The sequence below is a fragment of the Nonomuraea glycinis genome, assembly GCF_035920485.1.
Taxonomy (GTDB): domain Bacteria; phylum Actinomycetota; class Actinomycetes; order Streptosporangiales; family Streptosporangiaceae; genus Nonomuraea; species Nonomuraea glycinis.
Genome location: NZ_CP109166.1, coordinates 231,613 through 254,530, shown reverse-complemented (window position 1 = coordinate 254,530; position 22,918 = coordinate 231,613). Strand labels below are relative to the sequence as shown.

Here is a 22,918-nt window from a genome sequence, read left to right as displayed (position 1 = left end):
CATGACATGGGCCGACCTCGTACAGCGATATTTCACGGTCGCGGTCACGCACCATCCGGGATACGCGCTCGCGTGGGACGAGTTCGCCATCGCGCCCACGCCCGTCGCCCCCGCCACGCTGAGCGAGGCGTACCGATCGATGAGCGACCACGTGGATCAGGCGTCCGACTCGGCGGACGATCACGAGGTGCGCCTCTTGCGCTGGTGCCTGGACGGCCGCCGCTTCGAACTGGACACCGCGCTGAGCTGGCAGCGTGATCCACAGTTCTGGGTGGATCGCCAGTGCTATGGGATCCTCGCGCAGATGGCCGCGGGCAACCTCCGTGATCGGCCGCTGCCGCCGGCCTGGGTCCGTGCCTTCCTGGCGAATCTGCCCGGCCTCTTCGACTCGGCGATGCGGAACCTCGACCGCCAGGAGTGCGGCCAAGTCGACCTCCGGCGCGCCGTACGCCATCTGGCCGCCAGCCGCTGCCTGGTGAGGCAGGTGGGCGATGCCGCCGGCGGGGGATGCGCGGATGAGACGGCCCGTGCGGATGCGGCCATCGACGGGTTCTCGGCATGGCTGGCACAGGCCATCGGGAAAGGCCGCTCACTGCGCCCCATGGGAGCGCGGGTCTGGGAGGCGGGCCTGTGGGCCGCTACCGGCGTCGCATGCGGTCCCGACGAACTCGAACATGCCCTGCGGCACCAGCTCGACCGGTCGAGGCGGGAGATCGCTCGCACACGCGCACCCGTCTCCGGCCCGATACCGGGGTCCGCGGCCGAGATCAGCCGGCTGATCGCACGGCTCCCGGACATCTTCGCGCCGAGGTTCGGCGGCGGCGAATGCCTCGGCACGTTGCGCCTGGCCGTGTCCGATGACGCGGTGCCAGGGGTCACCTCGGCGAGCTATCAGAACGCCGGGTCACGTGGCGGCGGATCGGCGGTCGTCTTCGTCCGGCCGGCCGTTTACGCGTACCGGGCCGACCTCGAACTGGATCTGGCCCACGAGTGTTTCCCCGGCCATCACTGGCAGCACACCGCCCAGGAGCGTGGACACCACGGTCACCTGCTCTGCCTCCGGCACGGCAACCGGGCGTTCGTCGAGGGATGGGGACGCTGGTGCGAAGGGCTGTACGCCGCTCTCACCCAGGACCCCTCGGTGAACGCCCGGTTCCACACGAGGATGGCGAAGTACTGCGGCCAGGCGCTCGCCGCCCTGCTCGTCCACGCACGCGACAGGCCGTTCGGAGAAGCGACGGAGAACCTGACCGCGATGGATGCCTGCGGCTCGGCCGACACCCCCTCCCTCGTGCTGCACTCCTACTTCGATCCCTGGCGGGCAACGGCGCCGATCGTCGGCTATCTGGCGCTGCGCACGTTCGCCGCCGAGCGCGGCGAAGAAGAGATGGAGGCCATGGTGGCCCAGCACGGCGCCGTCGACCTGCTCGGAAGGGGACTCAGTGAGGAATGACCCATCGGTGCGCCGGCTGGCCCTGTCCTTCGGCCTTTTCAGCGTGCTGATCAGCGTCGTGGACAAGCTCTTCGGCACGGGCTACATCCTGCGCATGAACGAGCAGGGGCTCGGGCCGGCGGAAATAGCCTTCGTTCTGACCCTCGGGTCCGTGGTGCTCGCCGTGGTGGACTTCCCGGCCGGCAACCTCGCCGATCAGTGGGGTCGCAAGCGCACCGCGGCGGCCGGCGCGGCCCTCGTGGGCAGCGGCATGCTGATGTACGGCTTCGCCACCGACTCGCCCGGTTTCATCGTGGCCATGACGCTGTGGGCCGCGGGCATGGCACTGATCACCGGAGCTCCCACCGCCTGGCTCGTCGACCGGCTGGAGAGCGCCGGCGCGGGGGACCGGCGCACGACGGTTCTGTCGAGGGCCGCCACCATCTCCATGATCGCCGGCGCGCTGGCGGCGCTCCTCGTGGGAGTTCCGCTGCTCAGCCAGGGCACGCACGTCGTGCTCTTCACAGCCGCCGCGCTGGCGTTCGTCACGGCGGTGGTGTTGCTGATGGGTACGGACAACCGTGATCCGCAGGGCAGAATCGCGAACCTCCCCGCCACGGTGTGGACCAACGCCCGGCTGGTCGTCCGCGATCCCACCATGAGGCTCGTCATGTACAAAAGCGCCCTGGTCCATATCGGCTTCACCAGTTTCCTGCTGAGCTACCAGCTGTTCGCCACCCAGGAGCTCGGGCTGCCGCAGAGCAGCATCGGTGTGGTGCTGGCCGGTTCGATCGCGGCGATGGCGCTGGGGACCTGGCTCGCCGGGTTGCTCAGCCGCCGGTGGGGCCTGGCGGCGCTGTCCGTGGCGGGCGTGCTGACGTGCGCCGCCGGATACCTGACGATGAGCCTCGCCCCCCACTGGTCGCTGTGGGCGGCCGGCCTGGTCTGCTACGAGATCGGGCTAGGGCTCGACCTGATGGCCTTCAGCAGCTGGCTGCACGACCTCGTCCCCGCCGAGAAGCGGACGAGCTGGACTTCGGCGAGGTCGAGCATCCAGACCCTGGTCGGCATCGTCGGCACGCTCGGCGCCGGCGGGCTGATCTCGGTGTTCGGTTTCCGCGAGGTCTGGCTCGCGGCGACGGCCATCACGGCGCTCGCCCTGCTGCCGCTCCTCGCCCTTCGCCGGCGCGTCGCCGTATCGGCCCAGCTTGAGGAGAGCCTGTCGTGAGAACCCGAAACCGCGCGCTCGTCTCGGCAAGCCTGTGCTCCGACCGCGATGTCCTCCACGTCGAGACGCGGATCGAGCGCGACCCCGGCGACGCGCTCGTGGTGTCGCTGAGCTCCGGCTGCCAGGTGGTGGAGTGCCGCGGCGGGGACGGCTCGCCGATGCTGTGGCGGCACGAGGGGGACCGGCTCACTCTGGTCGGCTCGGATGGTGCGAGCAGCGTACACATCGCCTACGCCATCCCGGTCGGCGCACGAGTCGGCCTGGCGCCGGAGCAGCCATGGCTGGCCCGGCCGGCCGGGCATGACTGCCACGTCACCAGGACGACGTCTCGGGTGATCGGCGAGGGCGGTCTCCTCTGTGGCACGGATCCGCACCACGGAGTCCCGTTCGTCGTGGCCTGGCCACCAGGCGACGAGCCCCGCCTCCGGGTCGAGGTGCGGCAGGGAGAGGTCGTCACGACCGACCGCCGGGCGGGCAGCGAGGTCACGCGTATTCTCCGGACACTCACCGGCTGGCTGGGGCCGATCGACGACGTGAGCGTCGTCGACGTGGCGGTGCCCGGTGCCTACGCCTACAGTTACCCGGGCATCATCGCCGTCCACCCCGGCCTGCTCGACTTCCCCGCCACGCTGTTCGGCCAGTTCCTGCCGCACGAACTGTCGCATCAATGGTTCGGCAACCGGATCCGTTTCACGGGCCCGGGGTTCCTCTGGCCGCAGGAGTGCCTGCCGGAGGCGCTGCAGGCGCTGTACGTCAGGGAGCGCTGGGGAAGTGCGGCCTACGACGTGATCACGCGGTCCTATCCCGAGCGGCACGATGAACGCCGTCTCCAGCAGTTGTTCAGCGTCGGACCCGCCGAACGCGCGGACCTTTCCCTGGATCGCTATCACGACCTGCTCGCCGCCGGCACCCGGCGGTGGCTGTCCGCTTTCCAGGCCGACTCCCGCGCTCTGCACGACGTCGTTCGCGCACTCGCCGCCGAGCCGGCCGAGTTCACGGGGGCGCAGGTGGCCGCGCTGGTCGGGGAAGTCGTGGCGCTGCCATGAACGGGGGAGCGGCACGTACGCATGCCGGTTGGCTCGTCAGGGACAAGGGCTCGTTCTACCTCGCGATGGCCACCGGCTGGCTGCGCCTGCTCGGCGTCGACTCCGGCCGGCTGCGCGACCTCGGGCTCCGGCCGGAGTCTCCCGTCCTGGTCGATGGCTGTGCCGGCCCGCGGAACACCCTGCAGGTGACCAGGATCGAAGGGCGCGGCGGGCGCCGGCTCGGTCGCCCGGTGCGTCCCCGCTTCATCGCCAACCCCGTCCCGCATCTCGAGCCGGCCAGCGACATCAGGCTGGCCTGCCACGTCGAGCTCAGAAGGCGGGAGTTTCCCGAGGTGAGTCTGCCTGTCACGGCGGGTGACGCGGCCATCGTGGCGGCCATCGGCGGCGGCCTGGATCGTTTCTTCGCCTTCGTCCCGCCCTTGCCGCCCTTGCCGCCCTTCCCGCACGGCTCTGCCGGCGACGAAGCCGAGGAGGACGCCGGGCAGGAGGAGCGGCTCGTGGTGGCGGACACGACCGCCGTGCCCGGCCACCTGGCCGACCTCGGCAGCGGGCTGATCCGCCGGCTGGCGGAGACAGCGGGCGACGGTGTGCCGGCCGGGGCGTTCGGCCGCTTCGCCACCCCGGAACGGTCGCCGGCGTTCTTCGATCCTCCTTCGGCCTGGCCCGCCCGAGCCCATGCCGTGCTGACCGGACGGCTGCACGCCGTAGGGGCAGAGCCGGTCAGGATCCCGCTACCGGACGGCCGGACCCGGCTGGCGGTGTGCGGCGGTGACCCCGTGGCGGTGGCCAGATTTCTCGATCTCGCCGGCAGCACCGCGCTGCGGGAGGAGCATGGCCTGCCCCGCCAGTGGTGTCCGACCTGGGTGTCTCCCGGGGACGGTACGAGCCGCGACTGGTTGCATCTCGGCGGATATCGAGTGGCCGAGTGCGATGGCGTCCTCCTTCACGTGTTCTGGGAACGGCTCATCACCGTCCTGTGCGGCCTGCGCAGCCCGGCCGACGCCCGCCTCCTCCCGGCACAGCAGGGGTGAGATGTCCGTGATGCCGCCAGAGAAGCAGGCGATCGCCGCGATCGCGGACGCCGTCACGCGACTGGACCCACGCATGGCGACGGTTGTGCTCATGCGGCGCGGCGACGATCCTCTCTGGACCGGGCTGCCGCCGGCGCTACGGGAGCTGGGCATGGAGGTCAGCGATGTCCGGCTGCCCCCGCAGGACCGCTGCTGGGCGCCCCCCGCTCCGGACGATCGCGGCCGCCTGCTCGTCGGCGGCCGGGCCTACGCCGCGGACGTGCTCATCTATCACGACCCCTTCGGCCCGGGGCGTCTTGGCGCTGACCTCCAGGCCCTCTACCGCTTGCTGGACTGCGGGGTCAAAGTGGTCTTCGTCGACTTCCCGCACGGCATGACCTCTGCCGTGGCTGCCGATCCGCTGCGGAACGCCTACCTGAGCGCGCTGTCGGCCGATGTGGAGACCGTGGTCGCGGCCGGTGCGGAACTGCGCGCCGTGCTCCAGGACAGCACACGGCTCAGGGTGCGATCGGGGAGCACAGGGGTGCTGGAGGTCAGCCGGCCGTTCGAGGTGCGGGATGACTTCACCTCCGCGCTTCTCGACGTTCCCGTGCTGCAACTGCCGTACGGAGAGGTGTGGGTCGTGGCTCCGCCGGAGTCGTTCGATGGAGCCGTCGAACTGTCCACGGGCCGCGGCAGGCACGTACGCGCCCGGGTTCGTCGCGGAAGGCTCTCACCTGAGGGGGGCGCTGGGGCGTTGCCCGAGTTCGATGCTCCGATGGTGGAGCTCGGCATAGGTCTCAACAAGGCAGCACCCTGGCTTCCGCCTGCCACGTTGTTCGAAAAGAGCCAGGGGCGGTTGCACGTGGGTTTCGGCGACAGCGGGCTGATCGGCGGCAGCCGCCGCGAACGGCTCCACTTCGACCTGCCGCTCTCCCGTGACTCCTCCCTCGACAAGGAGTGGTGATGCTCACCCATCAGATGTGGATGGTGGCCGACCAGTGCAACCTCACCTGCACCTACTGCTATTTCGAGACAGGGGAGTACAGCTACACGCCCAGCCGGCTCACGGCCTCCGACTACGACCGCTGGTTGCGGCGGTGCACGAGTCACCTGCCTGTCAGGAGCGTGGCGCTCACCGGTGGCGAACCCCTGCTCCGACCGGACCTCGTGGAGCTGGCGGCCGTGGCGCGCCGGCACGTCGACATGGTCCGCGTCTTCACCAACGCGGTACGCGTGACCGATGAGATCGCCGAGGAGCTGGCGCGGGTGGGATGCAGCGCTGACGTGAGCATCGATCATGTGAGTCCTGACGCGGCCGACCAGGTTCGCGGTGGCACGAAAGCGACCCTGGCGGGCATCGAACGTCTCGACGCGGCGGGCGTGCCGCTGCAGATCGTCATGGTGGTGACCAGTCTCAACTGGAGGGAGGTCGAGGAGCTCGTCCGCCGGGCGCGGGATCGAACCTGGCAGGTCGAGCTGCTCGCGGTGTCGGTGCCGTCCCGCCATCCGCTGAGCATGAGCACCTTGACCCATGCTGAACGCACCGAGCTGCTACGCGTCATCGACGAGTCGGCGGACGTTTTCAAAAGCCGGGTGTATTTCGAGAGATTGCGGCATTTCCTGACCGCCGGCCGAATCTCTATGATCCGGTCGTGCGTGACAGGCCAGGAAGGCGTGTTCGTGAACTCCGACGGCGAGATCTGGGTCTGTGCCCATCGCGGGGACACGTCGTTGGGGAACATCAGGGACGTGTCACTGCCGGAGCTCCTGGCCGGCAAGGGCGCGGTGCTCGCGCGCCGCCCGGCCGGACCGTGCGCGAGCACGGGATGCCTTTCGCTCACCTGATCGCGGGCTCGCCGCCGTCGCAATCTCACAGGCGGTAGACCCGGGTGGCCGTCGCGGTGAACACGTCCCGGATCTCTTCCTCCGATCGGCCGGAGAGCACGCTCTGCCAGGTGGAGACCAAGGTGGCCAGGTCGGTCCAGAGTTTCTCGATCGGGAAGTTGCTGCCCCACATGCAGCGGCGGGAGCCGAACAGGTTCAGGCAGGTGGCCGTCACCTTCTCGATCAGCGGCCGGTCCACGCGGTGCACGAAGGTCCCCTGACCGGTGAGTTTCACCACGACGTTGGGCCGCTCGGCCAGGAGTCTCATGCCGCGGGTCCATTCGCCGATGGCCGCCGGCTCCGGGCCCACCGGCATCCCGGCGTGGACGAGCACGAAGGTCACACCGGGGAACTCCTCCGCCAGGGCCGCGGCGTCGGCCAGCTGCGCGGGGAACACCTGGAGCTCGAACAGCCAGCCGAGGTCGGCGAGCGCCGCGATGTTACGCCGGAAGACGGGGTCCCTCATCCGGTCGGGGGCGGCGGCGAAGCGGAACTCCGGCCGCTCGTGCCAGTGCAGCTGCAGACGGGTGCCACGGACGAGCGGGGTGATGGCGGCCTGGCGGCGCATGACCTCCACCGCGCCCTCGTCGAACAGGTCGGCGGAGCCCACCACGGCGGAGGGCCAGCCGGTCTCGGCGTGGACGTCGCGTAGCCACCGCACCTCGTCCACGCAGCGGTCGAGCGGCCAGTTGGCCTGGACGTAGACCGCCGAGGTGATGCCGCAGGCGGTGGCCTCCGCGGCGTACTCGGGCGCGAGATAGTCACGGCGGATCGGCTCGTACGGGCCGAAGATGCGCGGAACCATCTCCCCCTGCAGCCAGGGCAGGTCGGCGGCGCGCCAGATGTGGTGATGGGAGTCGACTATCCCGTGGGTGGGGGAGAGGGTCATCGGGTTGTTCCCCTGGGTCGTGGGACGGACCAGCGCCTCGCCGCGAGGTGGCGGGGGCCGGACAGGACGGCGGGGAGGCGGCGGACCTCCTCCAGCGCGGTGCGCGGATCCCGGACGCCGCCGAGGTGGTCCAGGCTCACGAGCTGGGCGGCCATGGCACGGGTGACGGGACGGTAGGTCGGCGAACAGGCCAGCGGGGACCACCAGACGAGCCGGTGGCCGAGCCGGGACAGACGTGCCGTGGCGCGCACCATGGGAGCGTGGTCGCCGCGTTCGAGCCCGTCGGACAGCACGATCACGAGCGCTCCGCGGGCGAGCGCCACGAAACGCGGGTTGCCCAGGAAGCATTCCAGCGCCGCGCCGATCGCCGTACCGCCATCGGCGTCCGTGACCAGCCTCGACACGGCGCGCAGCGCCTGGTCGGCGTGCGGGTGCGCGAGCGCGGCGGTGATCCGGGTGAGCCGGGTGCCGAAGGTGAACACCTCGGTGCGGGCCGGCGCCGCGCGCAGCGCGGTGTGCGCGGCGCGGAGCAGATCCGGGGTGTGCTGCCGGAGCGAGCCGGAGACGTCGATGAGGATCAGCAGCCGGCGCGGGCGCGGTGGGCGGGCGAGGCGGCGCAGCTGGATGATCTCCCCGTCGTGGCGGAGGGCCCGTCGCCACGCGTGCCGTACGTCCAGCCGGTCTCCCGACCGGGCCGGGCGCCGCCGCCGTGACGGTACGGCGGGCAGCACGGCGGGCCAGGCGGCTTCGAGTGCGCGCATGAGCGCGGTCCGGTGTTCGCCGGTCCGGCCGAAGTCGCGGGTGTGGTGCACGCTCAGGGCGGCGGCCTCGGCACCGTCGCCCGGCCGAGCGTCGCGGGGCGGCGGATCATCCTCGCCGGGTCCTCCGGGGGACTGCGCGCCGCCGTCGTCCGCTTCGAGCGGCGGGTCGGCGGGTCCGGGGCCGCCCTGCCGGAACCAGGCGTCGAAAACGCGGTCGAAGGCGGGCAGGTCGCTCACGTCCTGGAGCAGGGTGATCCGGGCGTACCAGTACAGCGCGGTCAGGTCGGGCGGCGAGGTCTCGGCGATCGTCCGCAGCAGGTCCGCCCGCTTGGTCGGCGCGGTGGGCAGGCCCGCGCCGCGCAGCGCGGTCAGGAACCCCCACAGGTGGTCGGCGGCGAGCACGACCGGGTCAGGCATCGCCGAACACGTCCTCGGCAGGTGCGAGGGCATCGCCGAACACCTCCTCGGCATGTGCGAGGAGCAGCCGGGTGTCCTCCTCGTCCTTGATCAGCAGGCCGAGGGCACGGCGCAGTGCCACGGGCCACGGGCTGCCGCCCTCGGCGAGTGCCATCGCCCCGCGGCCCCACTCCACCGACTCGGCGATGCCGGGCCGCTTGAGCAGCGGAAGACGGCGTACGCGCCGCACCGCCCCCACCAGGCCCGCCGCGGCCTGCTCCGCCAGCCCGGGAACCGCCATGCGCAGGATCGCCCGCTCGCGGTCCGGCTCGGGGAAGTCGATCCAGTGGTAGAGGCAGCGCCGCTTGAGCGCGTCGTGAAGCTCGCGGGTGCGGTTGGAGGTCAGCACCACGATCGGCGGCGTGCGCGCCCGTACGGTGCCCAGCTCCGGGATCGTGATCTGGAAGTCGCCCAGGAACTCCAGCAGGAACGCCTCGAACTCGCTGTCGGCCCGGTCGATCTCGTCGATCAGCAGCACCGCACCCTGCTCGGCCCGCACGGCGCGCAGCAACGGCCGGCGCAGCAGGAACTCCTCCCGGTAAAGGTCGCCGACGTCCTGACCGCGGCTCTCGGCCACCCGGACCTGGAGGAGCTGCTTGGGGTAGTCCCACTCGTACAGGGCCTGGCCGGAGTCCAGCCCCTCGAAGCACTGCAGGCGGATCAGGTCCAGACCGGTGACGCGCGAGAGCACCGAGGCGACCTCGGTCTTGCCGACGCCGGGCTCGCCCTCCAGCAGCAGCGGCCGGCCCAGCCGCAGTGCCAGGTGGATGGCCGTGCACAACCCTTCGTCGGCGAAGTAGCCCTGCGCCTCCAGCGCGGCGGCCAGCTCGCGCTCGCGCAGGAGGCCGGGCACGGCGCCGTCGGTGGTCACAGTTGCGCGTGCTCGGTGGTCAGCAGGTGGACACGCTGGGAGGTGTGCGCGGCCGCGTCGGCCGCCGCGGCCTTGCCGTGCTCGGAGCCGAACGCGGCGGTGCGGGCGTCCTCGTCGTCGAAGTACAGCTCGTTCACCGAGTCGTACGCCCCGCCGTCGCCGTTGGTCACGCTCACCGTGTACTTCCGCAGGCCGGGCAGCTTCCTGGCGAACTCGACGTGGTCCTCCACCACCCACTTCGCGAACTCCTCGTGCGACAGGCCCTCGGCACGCTTGAGCAGTGAGATGACTTTCAGCATGGTTCCTCCTCAGGTTTTCGATTACCTCAGCCGTGCAGGGCGTCCAGCCCGCGCAGGACCCGCTCGGGGGTGAACGGCATCGTGTCCAGGCGTACGCCGCACGCGTCGAAGATCGCGTTGGCGATGGCCGGGATCGGGGCGTTCGCCGTCATCTCGCCGATCCCCTTCGCGCCGTACGGCCCGTTCGCGGCCGGGCGCTCCAGGAACAGGCTGTGCTGGACCGGGATGTCGGCGGGCCCGGGCATCAGGTATCCGGCGAAGTCGCGCGGCCCGTGATCGCGCCGGGGGTAGTAGGGCTCGGTGGTCTCGAACAGGGCGTGCGACACGCCCATCCAGGCCCCGCCCTCCACCTGCTGCGTCGCCATGGCCGGGTTGAGGGCCCGGCCGACCTCGTACGCGTTGTACAGCTCCAGTACCTCCACCACCCCCGTCTCGTCGTCCACCTCGACGACGGCGGCCGTGCACGCGTGCGCCTGGCAGGAGTCGGGGTCCATCTCCCCGGTCTCGGGCACCGGCGCGCTCGGCTCCTTGAGGTAGATGCCGCGGCCGGAGATCGTCCGCCCGTGTTTGAAGTGCGCGGCCAATGCCAGGTCGGTGATGTGGATGCCCTTCTCCTGCGCGCCCTTGAGCCTGATGAAGCCGGTGCCGTCGGTCTCCAGGTCCCCGGCGTCCACCTCCAGCTCCTCGGCGGCGACCTCCAGCATCACGGCGCGCGCCTCGGCCGCGGCCATGATGACGGCGTTGCCGACGCGGTGGGTGCCGCGGCTGGCGAAGGTGCCCATGCAGTGCGGCCCGGTGTCGGTGTCGGCGGTGTCGACGAGCACGTTCCCGATCGGCAGGCCGAGGGTCTCCGCGGCGCACTGGGCGGCGATCGTCTTGATGCCCTGGCCCAGGTCCACCGAGGACAGCGAGATCACGAACGTGCCCGTGGTCGTGGCGTGGATCAGCGCCTGCGAGGGATCGCCGCCCAGGTTCATGCCGGTCGGGTAGTTCACCGAGGCGTACCCCCGGCCGCGGAGTCTCGCCATCGCTACAGCCCTTCCCGGGTCGTGGAGGACATGCGGCGGTACGTCTCGGGCAGTTCGTGCCCGGCCATCTCCGCCACCTTCTGGATCACTTCGACCAGGGCCGTGCCCTCGGCGACCTTGCGGTGGGCCTTGAGGTCCCCGTCACGGTAGGCGTTGAGCAGGCGCAGCCGCAGCGGGTCCAGACCCAGCGCTCGGGCGATCCGGTCCATCTGCGACTCCAGCGCGAAGTCGGCGATGGTCACGCCGAAGCCGCGCATGGCGCTGGACGGCGTGCGGTTGGTGAACACGCAGTGGCAGTCGGCCCACACGTTCGGGATCGCGTAGGGGCCGGGCAGGTGCGCGGCGGCCTTCGTGGTCCCGTACGGGCTGTGGCGGGAGTACGCGCCGGCGTCGACGTACAACGTGACCTTGCGTCCGATGATCCGGCCGTCGTTCATGACCGCGTCCTTGATGTAGATGCGCTCGGCGGCGCGCGGCGAGGAGACCTGCATCTCCTCGGCCCGGTCGTAGACGAACTTGACCGGGCGGTCGGCCAGCATCGCGGCCACGCACGCGACCGGCTCGACCACCACGTCCACCTTGCCGCCGAAGCCGCCGCCGACCGTCCCGCCGACGATGCGCAGCTTGTTGAACGGCGTCTCCAGGATCAGGGCGGTGTTGTCCAGGGTGAAGAAGCACGCCTGGGTGTCGGAGTGGATGCGCAGCCGGCCGTCGGCCTGCGGGACGACGACGCAGCCGGTGGTCTCGACCGGGGCCTGCTCGATCGGCGCGGACTGGTAGCGCCACTCGAAGACATGGTCGGCCCGCGCGAACGCCTCCTCCACATCGCCGAACCGGATCCGCCGGCAGTGGTGGCCCTCGTAGCGGAAGTGGTTCTGCCCGTGGTACTCGTTGACCAGCGGCGCGCCCTCTTTCAGGGCCTCCTCGACGTCGAAGACCGGCGGCAGGTCCTCGTACGTGACCTTGATCCGGGCCGCACCCTCCAGCGCGGCCGCCTCCGTCTCGGCGACCACGGCGCAGATCGGCTCGCCGAGGTAGCGCACCTTGTCCACGGCCAGGACGGGTTCGTCGTCCGGCCCGACGCCGATCAGTTTGAGCGGGGTGAAGAGGTTGTTCGGGATGTCGGCGTGGGTGAGGATCCGCAGGACGCGGGGCACGGCCAGGGCCTCGGTCAGGTCCACGTCCGCGATCCTGGCGTGGTGCCGGGCCGAGCGGTGCATCTTCAGGTGGGCGAGCCGTGGCGGGGCCACGTCCTCGAAGAACTCGGTACGCCCCGTGACGTGCCCGCGCGCGTCGGAGCGCTGGACCGCCGAGCCGATGACGGTGAGATCACCTCCGTCCGTACCCGTACCCGCGAAGGCGCTCGTGTCGATCGGTGCGAGCCTGTAGGTCATCGCGACGCCGCCTCCTGGGTGGCCTGTTCGCGGCGACGCCTGGCCGCCTCGAGGATGGCGATCACGATCGGCCGGTAGCCGGTGCACCGGCAGACGTTGCCGGAGATCGCCTCGACGACGTCTTCGTCGCTCGGATCGGGGTTCCTGTCGAGCAGCGCCTCGGCGACCATGATCATGCCGGCGGTGCAGAAGCCGCACTGGGTGGCGAAGCAGTCGACGAAGGCGCTCTGCACCTCGTCCAGCTCACCGCCGGCGGCGACCCCCTCCAGGGTACGGATCGAACGCCCCGCGACGGTCTCCACCGCGACCAGGCAGGAGACCTCGGGCCGGCCCTCGACCAGGACGGTGCAGGTGCCGCAGGCGCCCTGCGCGCAGCCCCGCTTGGCCGCGGTGAGTCCCAGCGACTCGCGCAGGCTCGCGAGCAGCGTGGCGCCCGGCGCGGCGATGAACTCCCGTTGCTCGCCGTTGACGACGAGCGAGACGATCTGTGACGGCACGGTCCACCTCTCACTGATGCGGCCTTGCTGGTGAGCTACTAGGGGAAGGGAGGCGCGGCGCAGACTGATGCTGGTGAGCGCTGCTAGGGGAGGAAGGCTCGGCGCAGATGCACGGGCAGGACCCGCGCCCGGTACCACGCGCTGGCGTAGGCGTCGTCGAAGGGGTCGATGTCACCGCGGGCCGCCTCGCCCACCTCGGTGAGGACCTCATGGGTCAAGGGCCGGCCCCGCAGCAGGCGCTCCGCCGAACCCGCGCGCACCGGACGTGATGCGACGCCGCCCAGCGCGATCCTGGTAGAGGCGACCACGCCGCCGTCGGCGTGGGTGACGGAGGCGACGGTCACGATCGCCGCCGAGTTCAGGCGACGGCGCATGGCCTTGTGGTAGTACCAGGTGCCCGGCTGGGGGAGCACGACCCGCACCGCCACGACGACCTCGCCCGCGGCGACCCCGGACGCCAGCACGCCGGCCACCGGTGCGTCGCGCCGGCCGTCCGGCCCGGCGATCTCGCACGTCGCGTCGAGGGCGAGCAGGCAGACGGCCAGATCGCCGTACGGCTGCGCGACGAAGAGATTGCCACCTACGGTGGCCTGGTTACGGATGGTGGGGGAGGCGATCGTCCGCAGCGCCGGCCGCAGGAACGCGAGCTCCGGCCGCTCGCCGACCGTGGTGAAGGTGGCCGCCGCCCCGATCGTGGCCACCCCGTCGCGCACCTCTACGCCGTCCAGCCCCGCCCGGCGCAGGCTGACCAGCTCGGTCACGGGGGCGGCCCCGCTGTTCACCAGCGGCATCACGACGGTGCCGCCGCCCATGACCCAGCCGCCTCCCGCCAAGCGGTCGACCGCGGCCTCGGCTGACTCCGGAACGTGCACCGCGCAGATCACCATGTGCGAGCCTCCTTGGTGAGGTATTATCGATAATTGATTATCGATTGAGGGGCGTCAAGAGACCCGGTGGGACAATCGATAATCGGTAGGATCACCTCATGACCGAGGAGCCCGCCAAGCTGCCACGCCTCACGCTGGCCCGGCAGATCCGCGACTCGCTGGTCGCCGGCATCGTGTCCGGCCACTTCGGCCCGGGCGAGCGGCTGGTGGAGACGCGGCTCGCGGCGACCTACGGCACCAGTCAGGCACCCGTACGCGAGGCGCTACGCGAACTGGAGGCCATGCGGCTGGTGGAGACCCAGCCCCGCCGCGGCACGTTCGTGCGGCCCTTCGTCCAGGAGACCCTGCGCGAAAGCTACGTCGTACGGGCGGCGCTGGAGGAGACGGCCACCCGGCTCACGCTGCTGGCCGGAACCGTACCGGTAGAGGCCATGCGGGCGGACGTGGCGGCGATGCGGGCCGCCGCCGAAAGCGGCGACAGAGAGGCGTCGGCGCGTGCCAGCGTGTCCTTCCATCGGCGCATCGTCGAGGCCGCGCGCAACGAGCTGCTCAAGCTCACCTGGGAGAGCCTGCAGATCGAGGCGCGGACGTCGGTCACGATGGTCGCCGCCGAGGTCGACCTGCACGACATCGTCCAGGACCACGCCGAGCTGCTGGCCGCGATCGAGGACGGCGACCTGGAGGTCGCGTGCCGGCATGCCCGCGACCACCAATGGCACTACGCCGACCTCCCGCACGACGCCCACGGCCGCATCCGCGACTCCGCCGCGGGCTGAGCTCGGGGCGCGGAACGCTAGCGCCGCAGGCTGAGCTCAGGGCGCGGAACGCTCGCGAGGTGCGGCGAGGACGTCCCGGAGCACGTCTTCCAGCGTGACGCGGGCCAGTTCGCGCCTCAAGGTCTCCTCGATGTCCTCGTAGACGCGCTGCATCGCCGGCTGGATGCCGTAGCCGATCACGCACCCCTGGTCCGGGGTGGCGCGATGCATCGCGAACAGCGAGCCGGGCTCGACTGCCTCGTACACGTCGAGCAGGGTCATCGACTCCAGCTCACGCGCCAGCGACCAGCCCGCGCCCACCCCTCGCCGGGACTCCACGAGCCCCGCCTTGCGCAGCTCACCCAGCAGGCGTCTGATCACCACGGGATTGGTGTTCGCGCTGGTCGCGATCTGCTCGGAGGTGGCGACCTCGTGGCCCTGGCGCTGATAAAGGCTGATCCAGGTCAGCGCGTGGGCGGCGATGGTCAACCTGCTGTTGGCGCTCACGATTCCCTCTTCTCGGCCGTAACGCTCTATGTTACGACGGGCGCTGTCGTAACAACAAATGTTGCGATCAGCTCGTTGTAACTATTAATGTTACGACAACGCATCGATCAACGAGGTGAGAAGAATGAACGGACCGCTCATGGGCAAGGTCGCCCTGGTCACCGGTGGGTCCCGAGGGCTGGGAGCCGCGACCGTACGACTGCTGGCCGAGCAGGGCGCCGACGTCGGGTTCACCTACGTCAGCTCTGACGAGCAGGCGCAGGCCGTCGTGGACGAGGTGCGCGGCAAGGGGGGAAAGGCGGTCGCCTTCAAGTCCGACCAGGCGGACATGAGCCGGGCGCCGGCACTGATCGACGACGTGGTCGCGTACTTCGGCGGCCTGGACATCCTCGTCAACAACGCGGCGATCTCAGTCAACGGCACGGTGGACGACCCGGATGCCGACACGGCCGCGCTGGATCGGATGCACGCCACCAACTACCTCGGGGTGATCGCCATCATCCGGGCCGCCTCCCGGGTGCTGCGCGAGGGTGGCCGCGTCATCACGGTGAGTTCTGGGCTGGGCTCCCGGGTCGGCCTCCCCGGGCTTGCCGACTACGCGGCGACCAAGGCGGGGATCGAGAGGTACACCATGGGCGTCGCGCGAGACCTCGGGCCCCGGAACATCACGGCCAACGTGGTGGAGGCCGGGCTGATGGAGAACGGGATGGAGCCACCGGACCCCGAGACGCTCAAGGCCCTGGTCGGCTCGCTGTCCCTGCAGCGCATGGGCCACCCCGACGAGATGGCGGTGGCCATCGCCTTCCTGGCGAGCCCGGCCGCGTCGTACATCACGGGAGCGGTGCTGGACGCCCACGGCGGTTACAACGCTTGACCTAGGAGGTGCGGAACGCCGGTGACTTCTGAAGAGGTGCCGCCGGCGGCGAGTCGACCGCGTCCGCGTCGGCCACCGACCGGGCGTCACCGGCGAAGCGCCCCAACGCGCCACCACTGAGCAGTCGCACGGGAGCGGGCGCACGCTCCGCCCACTCGGCCAGCGCCCGCGTCGGCAGGCTGCCGTTCGCTCCCACGAGCAAGAGATTTCCGATCCGGTCGCCGCGCAGCACATCCGGCTCACCGAACAGGCACACATCGCCGAACGCTGCACGCAACGTCGCAACCTGGCGACGCGCGAAATCGAAGGGCAGTGAATCCACGATGTTCAGCGCGTACTGCCCACCCTGCTTCAATGCCCTTGCCGCCTCGGTGGCGAACTCCAGACTCGTAAGCCGCGCGGGCACCCCGGTCCGGGTCAGCACATCCGTGACGATGAGATCGTAGGCTCGCGGCCGCGAAGACCGCATCGCGTCCCGCGCGTCCGCGATGCACGTCTCTATCGCGGCATCAGCCGGCAACGGCAACGCTCTCCTGACCGCCTCCATCAGCGCGGCGTCCCGATCGACGACCAGCTGAGCCGACCCCGGCCGGGTGGCGGCCACGTACCGGGGGAGCGTGAGACCTCCGCCACCCAGGTGCAGCGCCCTGATCGGCGCACCAGGGTCCGCGACACGGTCGGCGATCGACGCGAGCCACTGTACATATTTGAATCTCAGGTGACGTGGGTCGGCAAGGTCCACATAGGACTGCGGAAAATAGTCGAACAACAGCACCCAGAATCCGGGGCGATCGGGATCCGGCGTCAGGTCTACCGCGCCGAAATCGGTCGACACGCTCACCGCACCTTCAGGTGGTTCATAGACAGTCATGGTCACCATCTCAGCGAGGGAGGCACTACGCCTGAGTATTGGCCGACATGAGTAACGGATCCAGGCCGGCGGCAGGACATTTACCGGACACTTCGAGCGTCGGACATCCCGTCCCTGCGTCTCGGAGTTGAGCCGGAATGTCCGGCAAATGCCCTCCTTGTGTCCTTTGAATTCGCGGCCTTCGCATCAATACTCATGAGGTAGAGCGTCCGAGAACGATCACAGAGAGGTGACAAAGACATGAGAGCTGCTTTAGCGTCAACGGGCGACAGGCTCCTCGCGTTCCTCGCGCCCAAGGCGGTCGCCAGCGCGGGAGGGTGTGAATACGAGAGAAGTTGCCGCGTCCAGCCATGTCGAATAGGGGGCAACGTATATCCTCGCGCGCTGTACATCCTCTACAGCAACTGCGACTTGGTCGTCTCGGGTTGTTGTCCTTAGGCTCCAGCAGGCTTGATCCTTAAAATCCTGCTCGGTCCGGCACCTGGCGATCAATGGAGGACAGGCTTCGAAAGGATCCACCCAGCTTTCGCCCTCACCGGGAAGGAGTCGAATATTGATTGCTTATATTGGCTTCGGTTGCCGTGTGTTACTTGCGGTGGTTTTCTTCGCCGCGGCGGTGAGTAAAGTGCGGGGGCGGCGTGATCGAGCTGAATTCCGGGCGTCGTTGGGGGCGTTCGGCGTGAAACCGCGCTGGAGGTCTGCTGTCGCCGCGGCGGTGATCATGTGTGAGCTGGCCACAGCGGCGCTGCTGGCGGTCGATGTCACCGCGCTCGCGGGTCTGGGAGTCGGGGCGGCGCTGTTGATCGTCTTCACGATGGCGATCAGCTCGGTTCTGCGGCAGGGCACGTCGGCGAGTTGCCGGTGTTTCGGCGCGTCGGCGCAGTCGCTGGGCAGGCGGCACCTGGTGCGTAACGCGATCTTGTTGTCGATCGCGGCGGCGGGTGTTGCGGGGGCCTCGCCGACCACAGCCCTGGGAGCTGCCGGGTGGAACCCGGCAGCTCTGCTGGTGTCCGGGTTCGTGGCGGTGGTCCTGGCCGCTCTGGTCATCTCTTATGACGATCTTGTGGCGGTGGTCCTTCCCCGTTGAAGGCGGTTCGCCGAACCTCTCAGAAACGTGGTCTTCCGAAGGAGGGTGTCGATGGACGCGGTGTTGATCGCGGCGGTTGTCGTGGTCGGTGTGCTGGGCGGGCTCAACTTGTTGCTGATGCTGGCTGTGTTGCGGCGGTTGCGGGAGTATGACGAGAAATGGGCGCGCGCGGGCATGGACAGCCTCGCGGAGCGCAGGCTGGTCCCCGAGCCGGGAACGCGGATCGCCGATTTCACCGCGACCACGCTGGACGGCGCCGACATCACGTTGCGTGATCCGGCCGGTGTGAGTGGTGTGGAAGGTCCGCTGCTGGTCGGGTTCTTCTCCACCGGATGCCCGGCCTGTCATGAAGAGCTTCCCCGTTTCGTCGAACACGCCGGCACCGTGCCGGGCGGGCGGGAGCAGAACCTGGTGGTGATCTCCGGATCGGCCGACGATGCCGCGGACATCATCGAGGCCGTCTCACCGATGGCCCGCGTGGTGGTCGAGCCGGTGGAGGGTCCGCTGATGACCGCGTTCAGCGTGCGGGGCTGGCCCTCGTTCGTCCTGCTCGGGCAGGACGGCACGGTCCAGGCCGGCGCCGGCGGCGTCGCCACTCTGGCGCGGTCGCAGCAGGCCGTCCCGGTGTGATGCGCGCGGCTGATCAGGCCACGGGTGATGACGCGGCGGCTGAGCACGCGGCGGCTGAGCGCGCGGGGGCTCAGCATGCGGGGGCTCAGCATGCGGGGGCTCAGCATGCGGCGGGCGAATCGAGCTGGCGGGAACGGTGGGTGACCGCGCTGGGGGTGGCCTGGCAGGCCAGACCCGCGCTGCTTGCCGCACAGCTGGCCGGGGCACTGGTCATGGGCGCCACGCCGGTCGCGGTCGTGTGGCTGACCAAGCGGATACTGGATGAGCTGCTGGGGCAGCAGCGGTCCATCGGCTGGCTGATCGGGCAGAGCGTGCTCCTGGCCGGGCTCGGGCTGATCGCGGCGGCGCTACCGCACCTTTTCCACTACGTCGACGCCGAGATGAGCCGCTCCATCCGGCTGCACAGCCGAGACCGGCTGTACGCGGCGTTGTCCCGCCTGGCCGGGCTGTCCAGGTTCGAGGACCCGGTCTTTCATGACCGGATCCGGCTGGCTCAGCAAGCCGGTGAGATGTCACCCCAGACGATCCTGGACGCCGCACTGGGCGGGGTGCGCACCGCGGTCACCATGCTCGGGTTCACCGGCTCGCTGCTGGCGGTCAGTCCCGTCATGGCCGCGGTGGTGCTGGCCTCGGCCATCCCGGTGGTCGCCGCTGAGCTGAGCTTGAGCACCAGGCGGGGCCGGATGTTGTGGACCATCAGCCCGCACGAGCGGCGGCAGGTGTTCTACTCGCAGCTGATGACCGACCGTACCGCCGCCAAGGAGATCCGGCTGTTCGGTCTGGCGGACTTCATCCGCTCGCGGATGATGGGCGAGCTGCGCCAGGTCAACGCCGCACAGCGACGGCTGGACCGGCGGGTGTTCCACACCCAGTTCGCGCTGGCCGCGCTGACCGCCGCCGTCTCCGGCGCCGGCCTGGTCTGGGGCATCCTGCAGGCACGCGCCGGTCTCCTGACCCCCGGCGATGTGATCGTTTTCATAGCGGCCGTCGCCGGGGTGCAGACCGGGCTGTCCGGGCTGGTCACCCAACTGGCCGGCGGGCATCAGGCGCTGCTGCAGTTCGGCCACTACCTGGCCATCCTCAACGCCGAGCCGGACCTGACCACACCGGCCCACCCGGTGCCCGCGCCGCCGCTGCACGGCGCGATCGAACTGCGCGACGTGTGGTTCCGTTACGACCCGGACAAACCCTGGGTGCTGCGCGGGGTCGACCTGCGGATCCCGGCCGGCTCGCTGCTGGCCCTGGTCGGCGTGAACGGCGCCGGGAAGAGCACCCTGGTCAAACTCCTGTGCCGGCTGTACGAGCCCACCCGGGGCTCGATCAGCTGGGACGGCGTCGACATCCGCCACATCCCCGTCGCCGGCCTGCGCGAACGCATCGGCACCGTCTTCCAGGACCACATGAACTACGACTTCACGGCCGCGGACAACATCGGCATCGGCGACCTGCCCGCCCTGCATGACCTGGACAGGATCCGCGCCGCCGCGGCGTCCGCCGAAGTGGACGCCACCATCGCCGCCCTGCCCCACGGCTACGACACCCTGTTGAGCCGGATGTTCTTCATGAGCTCCGACTCCGACGGCTCCACCACGGGAATGACGTTGTCCGGCGGCCAGTGGCAGCGGATCGCCCTGGCCCGTGGTCTGATGCGCGGCCGCCGCGACCTGCTCATCCTGGACGAACCCAGCTCCGGCCTGGACGCCGACGCCGAACACACCATCCATCAGCGGCTGGTCGAACACCGCCACGGCACCACCGGCGTGATCATCTCCCACCGGCTCAACGGGGTGCGGATGGCCGACCGCATCGCCGTCCTCGACGACGGCCGCATCACCGAACAAGGCACCCACGGCGAACTGATGGCGCACGACGGCACCTACGCCCGGCTCTTCCGCATGCAGGCATCGGGCTACGACACCGGCCACGAGCCCCGGCCGATCCCATGATCGCCCTGGCCTCCTCGCTGGCGATGACCGCGGTGATCCTGGTGGCGACCGTCCTCGTACGGCGGCGCATCGTGGTCGTCACCGTGTCCGGGACCAGCATGACACCCACCCTCCAACCCGGCGAGAAGCTCCTCGTCCGCCGGTGCGGCAGCACCGCGTTGAAGATCGGTGACATCGTGGTCCTGGAACCACCGCGCGTACCCGTCTCCCACGAGGTCAAGGTCCTCGCCTCCCTGCCGACGCGAACGCGATGGCAGGTCAAACGCGTCGCGGCACTCCCCGGCGACCCGATCCCCCCACCGGCGCAGGAGGCGGCCGGCACCCTGCGGACCGTCCCCGACGGCACGCTGATCGTCCTCGGCGACAACAACGCGAGCAACGACTCCCGCCTCAACGGCCCCTACCCCGCCGACCGAATCCTCGGCATCGCCCTCAGAAAACTGGCAGGAGCCACCTTCCCGGGGCCCGACTCGCCGACCTCGTGATTCGTGCCGGTTGTACGTCTTCTGGCCCGTACCCCTGCCGACCTGAACCACCGACGGCGACCTACCCATGGGACGGCGAGGTTTTAGATAGTTTACAACTCTTTGACCGTTTTGTTAGTGTTCGTCCCGCCTAATCCACTCATGTTGCGTGGAGCCGGGGACCCAACTTCTTCCCGGGGCGAATCGGCATCGCCGTAGGGCCACTTCCAGGCCCGAGCCCGTCAGCTAACCCGGTAGGCCGCATGGAAGGACACAGCAGTGGCTCGCATCGCCATCTGCCTGGCGTCGGCTATCGCCGGGCTCACTCTGGCCGCTCCGGCCCACGCCTCTCCCGACCCGACCCCCCTTTCCGGTCACGAGATCGAGCACGTCGAGCAGAAGCTCAAGCCCACGCCCGCCTGGAAGATCGCCCTCCGCTTCGCCATGAAGAAACGCGGCATCCCGTACGTCTGGGGCGGGACCAGCGACAGCGGCTACGACTGCTCCGGGCTCATGCTCAAGGCGTACAAGCGCGCCGGGATCACGTTGCCGCGCACCGCGGCGGAACAGTACGGCGCGTTCTCCCGGAAGATCTCCTGGGACGACCTCCAGCGAGGTGACCTGGTCTTCTTCCACGGCCTCGGGCATGTGGGGATGATCTCGAGGCCCGGATACATGGTGCACTCACCGCACACCGGAGACGTGGTCAAGGAGGAACGGCTCTCCGGCTGGCGCCGGGAGTCGTTCGTAGGCGCCGTACGGCCGGACCCCAAGGGCGTGCGGCTGTCCATCGAGCAGCGCAAGACCCCCGCGCCCCCGACGCTCACCACCACCCCGTGACCACGGCGGAGGCCCGCACCAGACCGCCCTGCACGGTTTCGGAGCCCGCCCCAGCGTAAGCGCCCTTACAGCACAAGACATGAGTAAGCCTCGACTGTCGGGAGCTTTGACACGGCCTTGTCACGATCGCGGTAACAATGGGTCGCTATCTACTCATCCTCTGTTATGGTCCCCACTTGTCCCTAATTGGGATGACTTTTACCTGAGGAGGAACATGAGGAACGCGAAGAGGGTTGCCGCCCTTACCGCGGCGGTGGCGACCGCCACCGCACCCCTGCTGGCCCTCGCATCCCCGGCGATGGCCGAGCAGTCCGCCAAGCCAACCCAGACCGTCCAGAACCTGCCGCTGGAGTGGCTCTCGCTCGACGCGCTCAGCGGGACCAAGCTGCTTCAGCGCGGCAAAGACCTGCTGAGCAAGGGCTATGTCCCCACGGCGCTGAACGTGACCAACGCGGCCAGCCCGCAGTACACGTCCCTGTGGACCAAGGACGCCACCCGCAAGGTCAACGTCCTGCAGGGCCTGTCGGCCACGGACCTGCCCAAGCGCATCAAGGAGCAGCTGGCGGCCGGCTACCAGCCCAAGCTGATCAGCGGCACCGGCTCGGGCCCGGGCGCGGTCTTCGGGGCGGTCTTCGAGAAGACCACGCAGCTGGCCAAGTCCCAGCTGAGCATGTCCAAGGAAACCTTCGCGAAGGTCAACGCCGAGTTCACCGCCGCCGGCTACAGCATCGCGTCGCTGGACGTGTACGGCACGGTGGAGAGGCCCCTGTACGCGGCCGTCTGGGTGGTCGGCGGCGCCACCGGAGTTGTGCAGGTGACCCTCGGCCAGACCGTGCAGGAGCGCGGCCAGGAGCTGCTGGCGAAGACCAAGCAGGGTCTGCGTCCGGTCCTCATGGCCGTCGAGCCCGGCAAGCTGTACACCACCGTGTGGAGCAAGGGCAGCGCGACCGGCCTGAAGGAGTACCTGAGCCTGTCCAAGGTCACCTACACGCTCAAGTCCGCCCAGCTCAAGACGCTGGGGTATCGGCCGCAGATCCTGAGCGCCGAGGACGGCGTGATCGCGTCGATCTGGAGCAAGAGCTAGCAACCGGTGATCTGCCGGGTGAGGGCGGCGCCTTCGACCGGCCGGAAGATCACCCGATGACGTCGCGGCCCGCGGTTCCGGCCTGAGTCCGACGCAGCAAGAGTGTGCTGGTCGCGCTTGCCGATCCCCGCGAGTTCCGGCCGCGATCTCGTACGTCCGCTCCCCAGTGCTACGG

At 69.8% G+C, this 22,918-nt stretch carries 24 protein-coding genes and 1 riboswitch; of the genes, 14 read left to right on the top strand and 10 right to left on the bottom strand.

Annotated elements, in window-relative coordinates; translation table 11 throughout:
- Position 1 precedes the first annotated feature (1 nt).
- Genes OHA68_RS01290 through OHA68_RS01265 form a run of 6 tightly spaced genes read left to right on the top strand, consistent with a single transcriptional unit; the run spans position 2 to position 6,564 of the window.
- The gene (locus OHA68_RS01290; RefSeq protein ID WP_327105956.1) at positions 2-1,453 is read left to right on the top strand and encodes a DUF885 domain-containing protein; all 1,452 of its coding nucleotides are present in this window, start codon (positions 2-4) and stop codon (positions 1,451-1,453) included.
- On the top strand, positions 1,443-2,660 hold the full coding sequence (locus OHA68_RS01285) for an MFS transporter (RefSeq protein WP_327105955.1): 1,218 nt from the start codon (positions 1,443-1,445) through the stop codon (positions 2,658-2,660). The genes OHA68_RS01290 and OHA68_RS01285 overlap by 11 nt, the downstream gene beginning before the upstream one ends.
- On the top strand, positions 2,657-3,706 hold the full coding sequence (locus OHA68_RS01280) for a hypothetical protein (protein ID WP_327105954.1): 1,050 nt from the start codon (positions 2,657-2,659) through the stop codon (positions 3,704-3,706). Before OHA68_RS01285 ends, OHA68_RS01280 begins: the two co-directional genes overlap by 4 nt.
- Entirely contained in the window at positions 3,703-4,737 is a 1,035-nt protein-coding gene (locus OHA68_RS01275; protein WP_327105953.1) for a hypothetical protein, read from the top strand. The genes OHA68_RS01280 and OHA68_RS01275 overlap by 4 nt, the downstream gene beginning before the upstream one ends.
- Positions 4,738-4,747: 10 nt before the next feature.
- Positions 4,748-5,683 carry a hypothetical protein gene (locus OHA68_RS01270; protein ID WP_327105952.1) on the top strand — a complete coding sequence of 312 codons (936 nt, stop codon included), beginning with the start codon at positions 4,748-4,750 and terminating at the stop codon, positions 5,681-5,683.
- On the top strand, positions 5,683-6,564 hold the full coding sequence (locus OHA68_RS01265) for a radical SAM/SPASM domain-containing protein (protein WP_327105951.1): 882 nt from the start codon (positions 5,683-5,685) through the stop codon (positions 6,562-6,564). The genes OHA68_RS01270 and OHA68_RS01265 overlap by 1 nt, the downstream gene beginning before the upstream one ends.
- 25 nt (positions 6,565-6,589) lie before the next feature.
- On the opposite strand, the gene OHA68_RS01260 is transcribed toward OHA68_RS01265, so the two are convergent.
- The 8 genes from OHA68_RS01260 to OHA68_RS01225 form a co-directional block, all read right to left on the bottom strand.
- Positions 6,590-7,492 carry an amidohydrolase family protein gene (locus tag OHA68_RS01260; RefSeq protein ID WP_327105950.1) on the bottom strand — a complete coding sequence of 301 codons (903 nt, stop codon included), beginning with the start codon at positions 7,490-7,492 and terminating at the stop codon, positions 6,590-6,592.
- On the bottom strand, positions 7,489-8,670 hold the full coding sequence (locus OHA68_RS01255; protein WP_327105949.1) for a VWA domain-containing protein: 1,182 nt from the start codon (positions 8,668-8,670) through the stop codon (positions 7,489-7,491). Before OHA68_RS01255 ends, OHA68_RS01260 begins: the two co-directional genes overlap by 4 nt.
- Complete coding sequence (locus OHA68_RS01250; RefSeq protein ID WP_327105948.1) at positions 8,663-9,580, bottom strand: AAA family ATPase; 918 nt, start codon at positions 9,578-9,580, stop codon at positions 8,663-8,665. Before OHA68_RS01250 ends, OHA68_RS01255 begins: the two co-directional genes overlap by 8 nt.
- Positions 9,577-9,879 carry an EthD family reductase gene (locus OHA68_RS01245; RefSeq protein ID WP_327105947.1) on the bottom strand — a complete coding sequence of 101 codons (303 nt, stop codon included), beginning with the start codon at positions 9,877-9,879 and terminating at the stop codon, positions 9,577-9,579. Before OHA68_RS01245 ends, OHA68_RS01250 begins: the two co-directional genes overlap by 4 nt.
- A 26-nt stretch (positions 9,880-9,905) precedes the next feature.
- Positions 9,906-10,907 carry a xanthine dehydrogenase family protein molybdopterin-binding subunit gene (locus OHA68_RS01240; protein ID WP_327105946.1) on the bottom strand — a complete coding sequence of 334 codons (1,002 nt, stop codon included), beginning with the start codon at positions 10,905-10,907 and terminating at the stop codon, positions 9,906-9,908.
- A 2-nt stretch (positions 10,908-10,909) separates the two neighbouring features.
- On the bottom strand, positions 10,910-12,301 hold the full coding sequence (locus OHA68_RS01235; RefSeq protein WP_327105945.1) for a xanthine dehydrogenase family protein molybdopterin-binding subunit: 1,392 nt from the start codon (positions 12,299-12,301) through the stop codon (positions 10,910-10,912).
- Positions 12,298-12,798 carry a (2Fe-2S)-binding protein gene (locus OHA68_RS01230; RefSeq protein WP_327105944.1) on the bottom strand — a complete coding sequence of 167 codons (501 nt, stop codon included), beginning with the start codon at positions 12,796-12,798 and terminating at the stop codon, positions 12,298-12,300. The genes OHA68_RS01235 and OHA68_RS01230 overlap by 4 nt, the downstream gene beginning before the upstream one ends.
- A gap of 83 nt (positions 12,799-12,881) precedes the next feature.
- Positions 12,882-13,685: an FAD binding domain-containing protein gene (locus tag OHA68_RS01225; protein WP_327105943.1), complete on the bottom strand. Its 804-nt coding sequence runs from the start codon at positions 13,683-13,685 to the stop codon at positions 12,882-12,884.
- A gap of 98 nt (positions 13,686-13,783) precedes the next feature.
- On the opposite strand from OHA68_RS01225, the gene OHA68_RS01220 reads away from it, so the two are divergent.
- Complete coding sequence (locus tag OHA68_RS01220) at positions 13,784-14,461, top strand: GntR family transcriptional regulator (protein WP_327105942.1); 678 nt, start codon at positions 13,784-13,786, stop codon at positions 14,459-14,461.
- 36 nt (positions 14,462-14,497) lie between these two features.
- On the opposite strand, the gene OHA68_RS01215 is transcribed toward OHA68_RS01220, so the two are convergent.
- On the bottom strand, positions 14,498-14,947 hold the full coding sequence (locus tag OHA68_RS01215) for an Rrf2 family transcriptional regulator (protein ID WP_327105941.1): 450 nt from the start codon (positions 14,945-14,947) through the stop codon (positions 14,498-14,500).
- 124 nt (positions 14,948-15,071) lie between these two features.
- Between OHA68_RS01215 and OHA68_RS01210 the strand changes: the two genes are divergently transcribed.
- A complete protein-coding gene (locus tag OHA68_RS01210; RefSeq protein WP_327105940.1) occupies positions 15,072-15,821 on the top strand; it encodes an SDR family NAD(P)-dependent oxidoreductase in 750 nt (249 codons plus the stop codon).
- Position 15,822: 1 nt separating this feature from the next.
- Here the strand turns inward: OHA68_RS01210 and OHA68_RS01205 are convergent, their stop codons facing one another.
- Positions 15,823-16,692 (bottom strand): spermidine synthase, encoded by an 870-nt coding sequence (locus OHA68_RS01205; RefSeq protein ID WP_327105939.1) that lies wholly within the window; start codon positions 16,690-16,692, stop codon positions 15,823-15,825.
- Positions 16,693-17,245: 553 nt separating this feature from the next.
- On the opposite strand from OHA68_RS01205, the gene OHA68_RS01200 reads away from it, so the two are divergent.
- The 6 genes from OHA68_RS01200 (at position 17,246) to OHA68_RS01175 (ending at position 22,743) form a co-directional block, all read left to right on the top strand.
- Positions 17,246-17,779 (top strand): MauE/DoxX family redox-associated membrane protein, encoded by a 534-nt coding sequence (locus OHA68_RS01200; RefSeq protein ID WP_327105938.1) that lies wholly within the window; start codon positions 17,246-17,248, stop codon positions 17,777-17,779.
- A 51-nt stretch (positions 17,780-17,830) separates the two neighbouring features.
- The gene (locus tag OHA68_RS01195; RefSeq protein WP_327105937.1) at positions 17,831-18,409 is read left to right on the top strand and encodes a TlpA family protein disulfide reductase; all 579 of its coding nucleotides are present in this window, start codon (positions 17,831-17,833) and stop codon (positions 18,407-18,409) included.
- 140 nt (positions 18,410-18,549) lie between these two features.
- The gene (locus tag OHA68_RS01190; RefSeq protein WP_327105936.1) at positions 18,550-20,355 is read left to right on the top strand and encodes an ABC transporter ATP-binding protein; all 1,806 of its coding nucleotides are present in this window, start codon (positions 18,550-18,552) and stop codon (positions 20,353-20,355) included.
- Positions 20,352-20,840, top strand: coding sequence for a S26 family signal peptidase (locus OHA68_RS01185; protein WP_327105935.1), 489 nt, complete (start codon positions 20,352-20,354; stop codon positions 20,838-20,840). The genes OHA68_RS01190 and OHA68_RS01185 overlap by 4 nt, the downstream gene beginning before the upstream one ends.
- Before the next feature lie 117 nt (positions 20,841-20,957).
- Positions 20,958-21,095, top strand: a riboswitch (cyclic di-AMP (ydaO/yuaA leader).
- Positions 21,096-21,098: 3 nt separating this feature from the next.
- A complete protein-coding gene (locus OHA68_RS01180; RefSeq protein ID WP_327105934.1) occupies positions 21,099-21,659 on the top strand; it encodes a C40 family peptidase in 561 nt (186 codons plus the stop codon).
- A gap of 214 nt (positions 21,660-21,873) precedes the next feature.
- A complete protein-coding gene (locus OHA68_RS01175) occupies positions 21,874-22,743 on the top strand; it encodes a hypothetical protein (protein ID WP_327105933.1) in 870 nt (289 codons plus the stop codon).
- Positions 22,744-22,918 lie beyond the last annotated feature (175 nt).

Coding starts and splice junctions, on each gene's coding strand:
- OHA68_RS01290 (WP_327105956.1), top strand. CDS start 2: ATGACATGGGCCGACCTCGTACAGCGATATTTCACGGTCGCGGTCACG.
- OHA68_RS01275 (WP_327105953.1), top strand. CDS start 3,703: ATGAACGGGGGAGCGGCACGTACGCATGCCGGTTGGCTCGTCAGGGAC.
- OHA68_RS01270 (WP_327105952.1), top strand. CDS start 4,748: ATGCCGCCAGAGAAGCAGGCGATCGCCGCGATCGCGGACGCCGTCACG.
- OHA68_RS01265 (WP_327105951.1), top strand. CDS start 5,683: ATGCTCACCCATCAGATGTGGATGGTGGCCGACCAGTGCAACCTCACC.
- OHA68_RS01260 (WP_327105950.1), bottom strand. CDS start 7,492: ATGACCCTCTCCCCCACCCACGGGATAGTCGACTCCCATCACCACATC.
- OHA68_RS01255 (WP_327105949.1), bottom strand. CDS start 8,670: ATGCCTGACCCGGTCGTGCTCGCCGCCGACCACCTGTGGGGGTTCCTG.
- OHA68_RS01245 (WP_327105947.1), bottom strand. CDS start 9,879: ATGCTGAAAGTCATCTCACTGCTCAAGCGTGCCGAGGGCCTGTCGCAC.
- OHA68_RS01240 (WP_327105946.1), bottom strand. CDS start 10,907: ATGGCGAGACTCCGCGGCCGGGGGTACGCCTCGGTGAACTACCCGACC.
- OHA68_RS01235 (WP_327105945.1), bottom strand. CDS start 12,301: ATGACCTACAGGCTCGCACCGATCGACACGAGCGCCTTCGCGGGTACG.
- OHA68_RS01225 (WP_327105943.1), bottom strand. CDS start 13,685: ATGGTGATCTGCGCGGTGCACGTTCCGGAGTCAGCCGAGGCCGCGGTC.
- OHA68_RS01220 (WP_327105942.1), top strand. CDS start 13,784: ATGACCGAGGAGCCCGCCAAGCTGCCACGCCTCACGCTGGCCCGGCAG.
- OHA68_RS01210 (WP_327105940.1), top strand. CDS start 15,072: ATGAACGGACCGCTCATGGGCAAGGTCGCCCTGGTCACCGGTGGGTCC.
- OHA68_RS01205 (WP_327105939.1), bottom strand. CDS start 16,692: ATGACTGTCTATGAACCACCTGAAGGTGCGGTGAGCGTGTCGACCGAT.
- OHA68_RS01195 (WP_327105937.1), top strand. CDS start 17,831: ATGGACGCGGTGTTGATCGCGGCGGTTGTCGTGGTCGGTGTGCTGGGC.
- OHA68_RS01185 (WP_327105935.1), top strand. CDS start 20,352: ATGATCGCCCTGGCCTCCTCGCTGGCGATGACCGCGGTGATCCTGGTG.
- OHA68_RS01175 (WP_327105933.1), top strand. CDS start 21,874: ATGAGGAACGCGAAGAGGGTTGCCGCCCTTACCGCGGCGGTGGCGACC.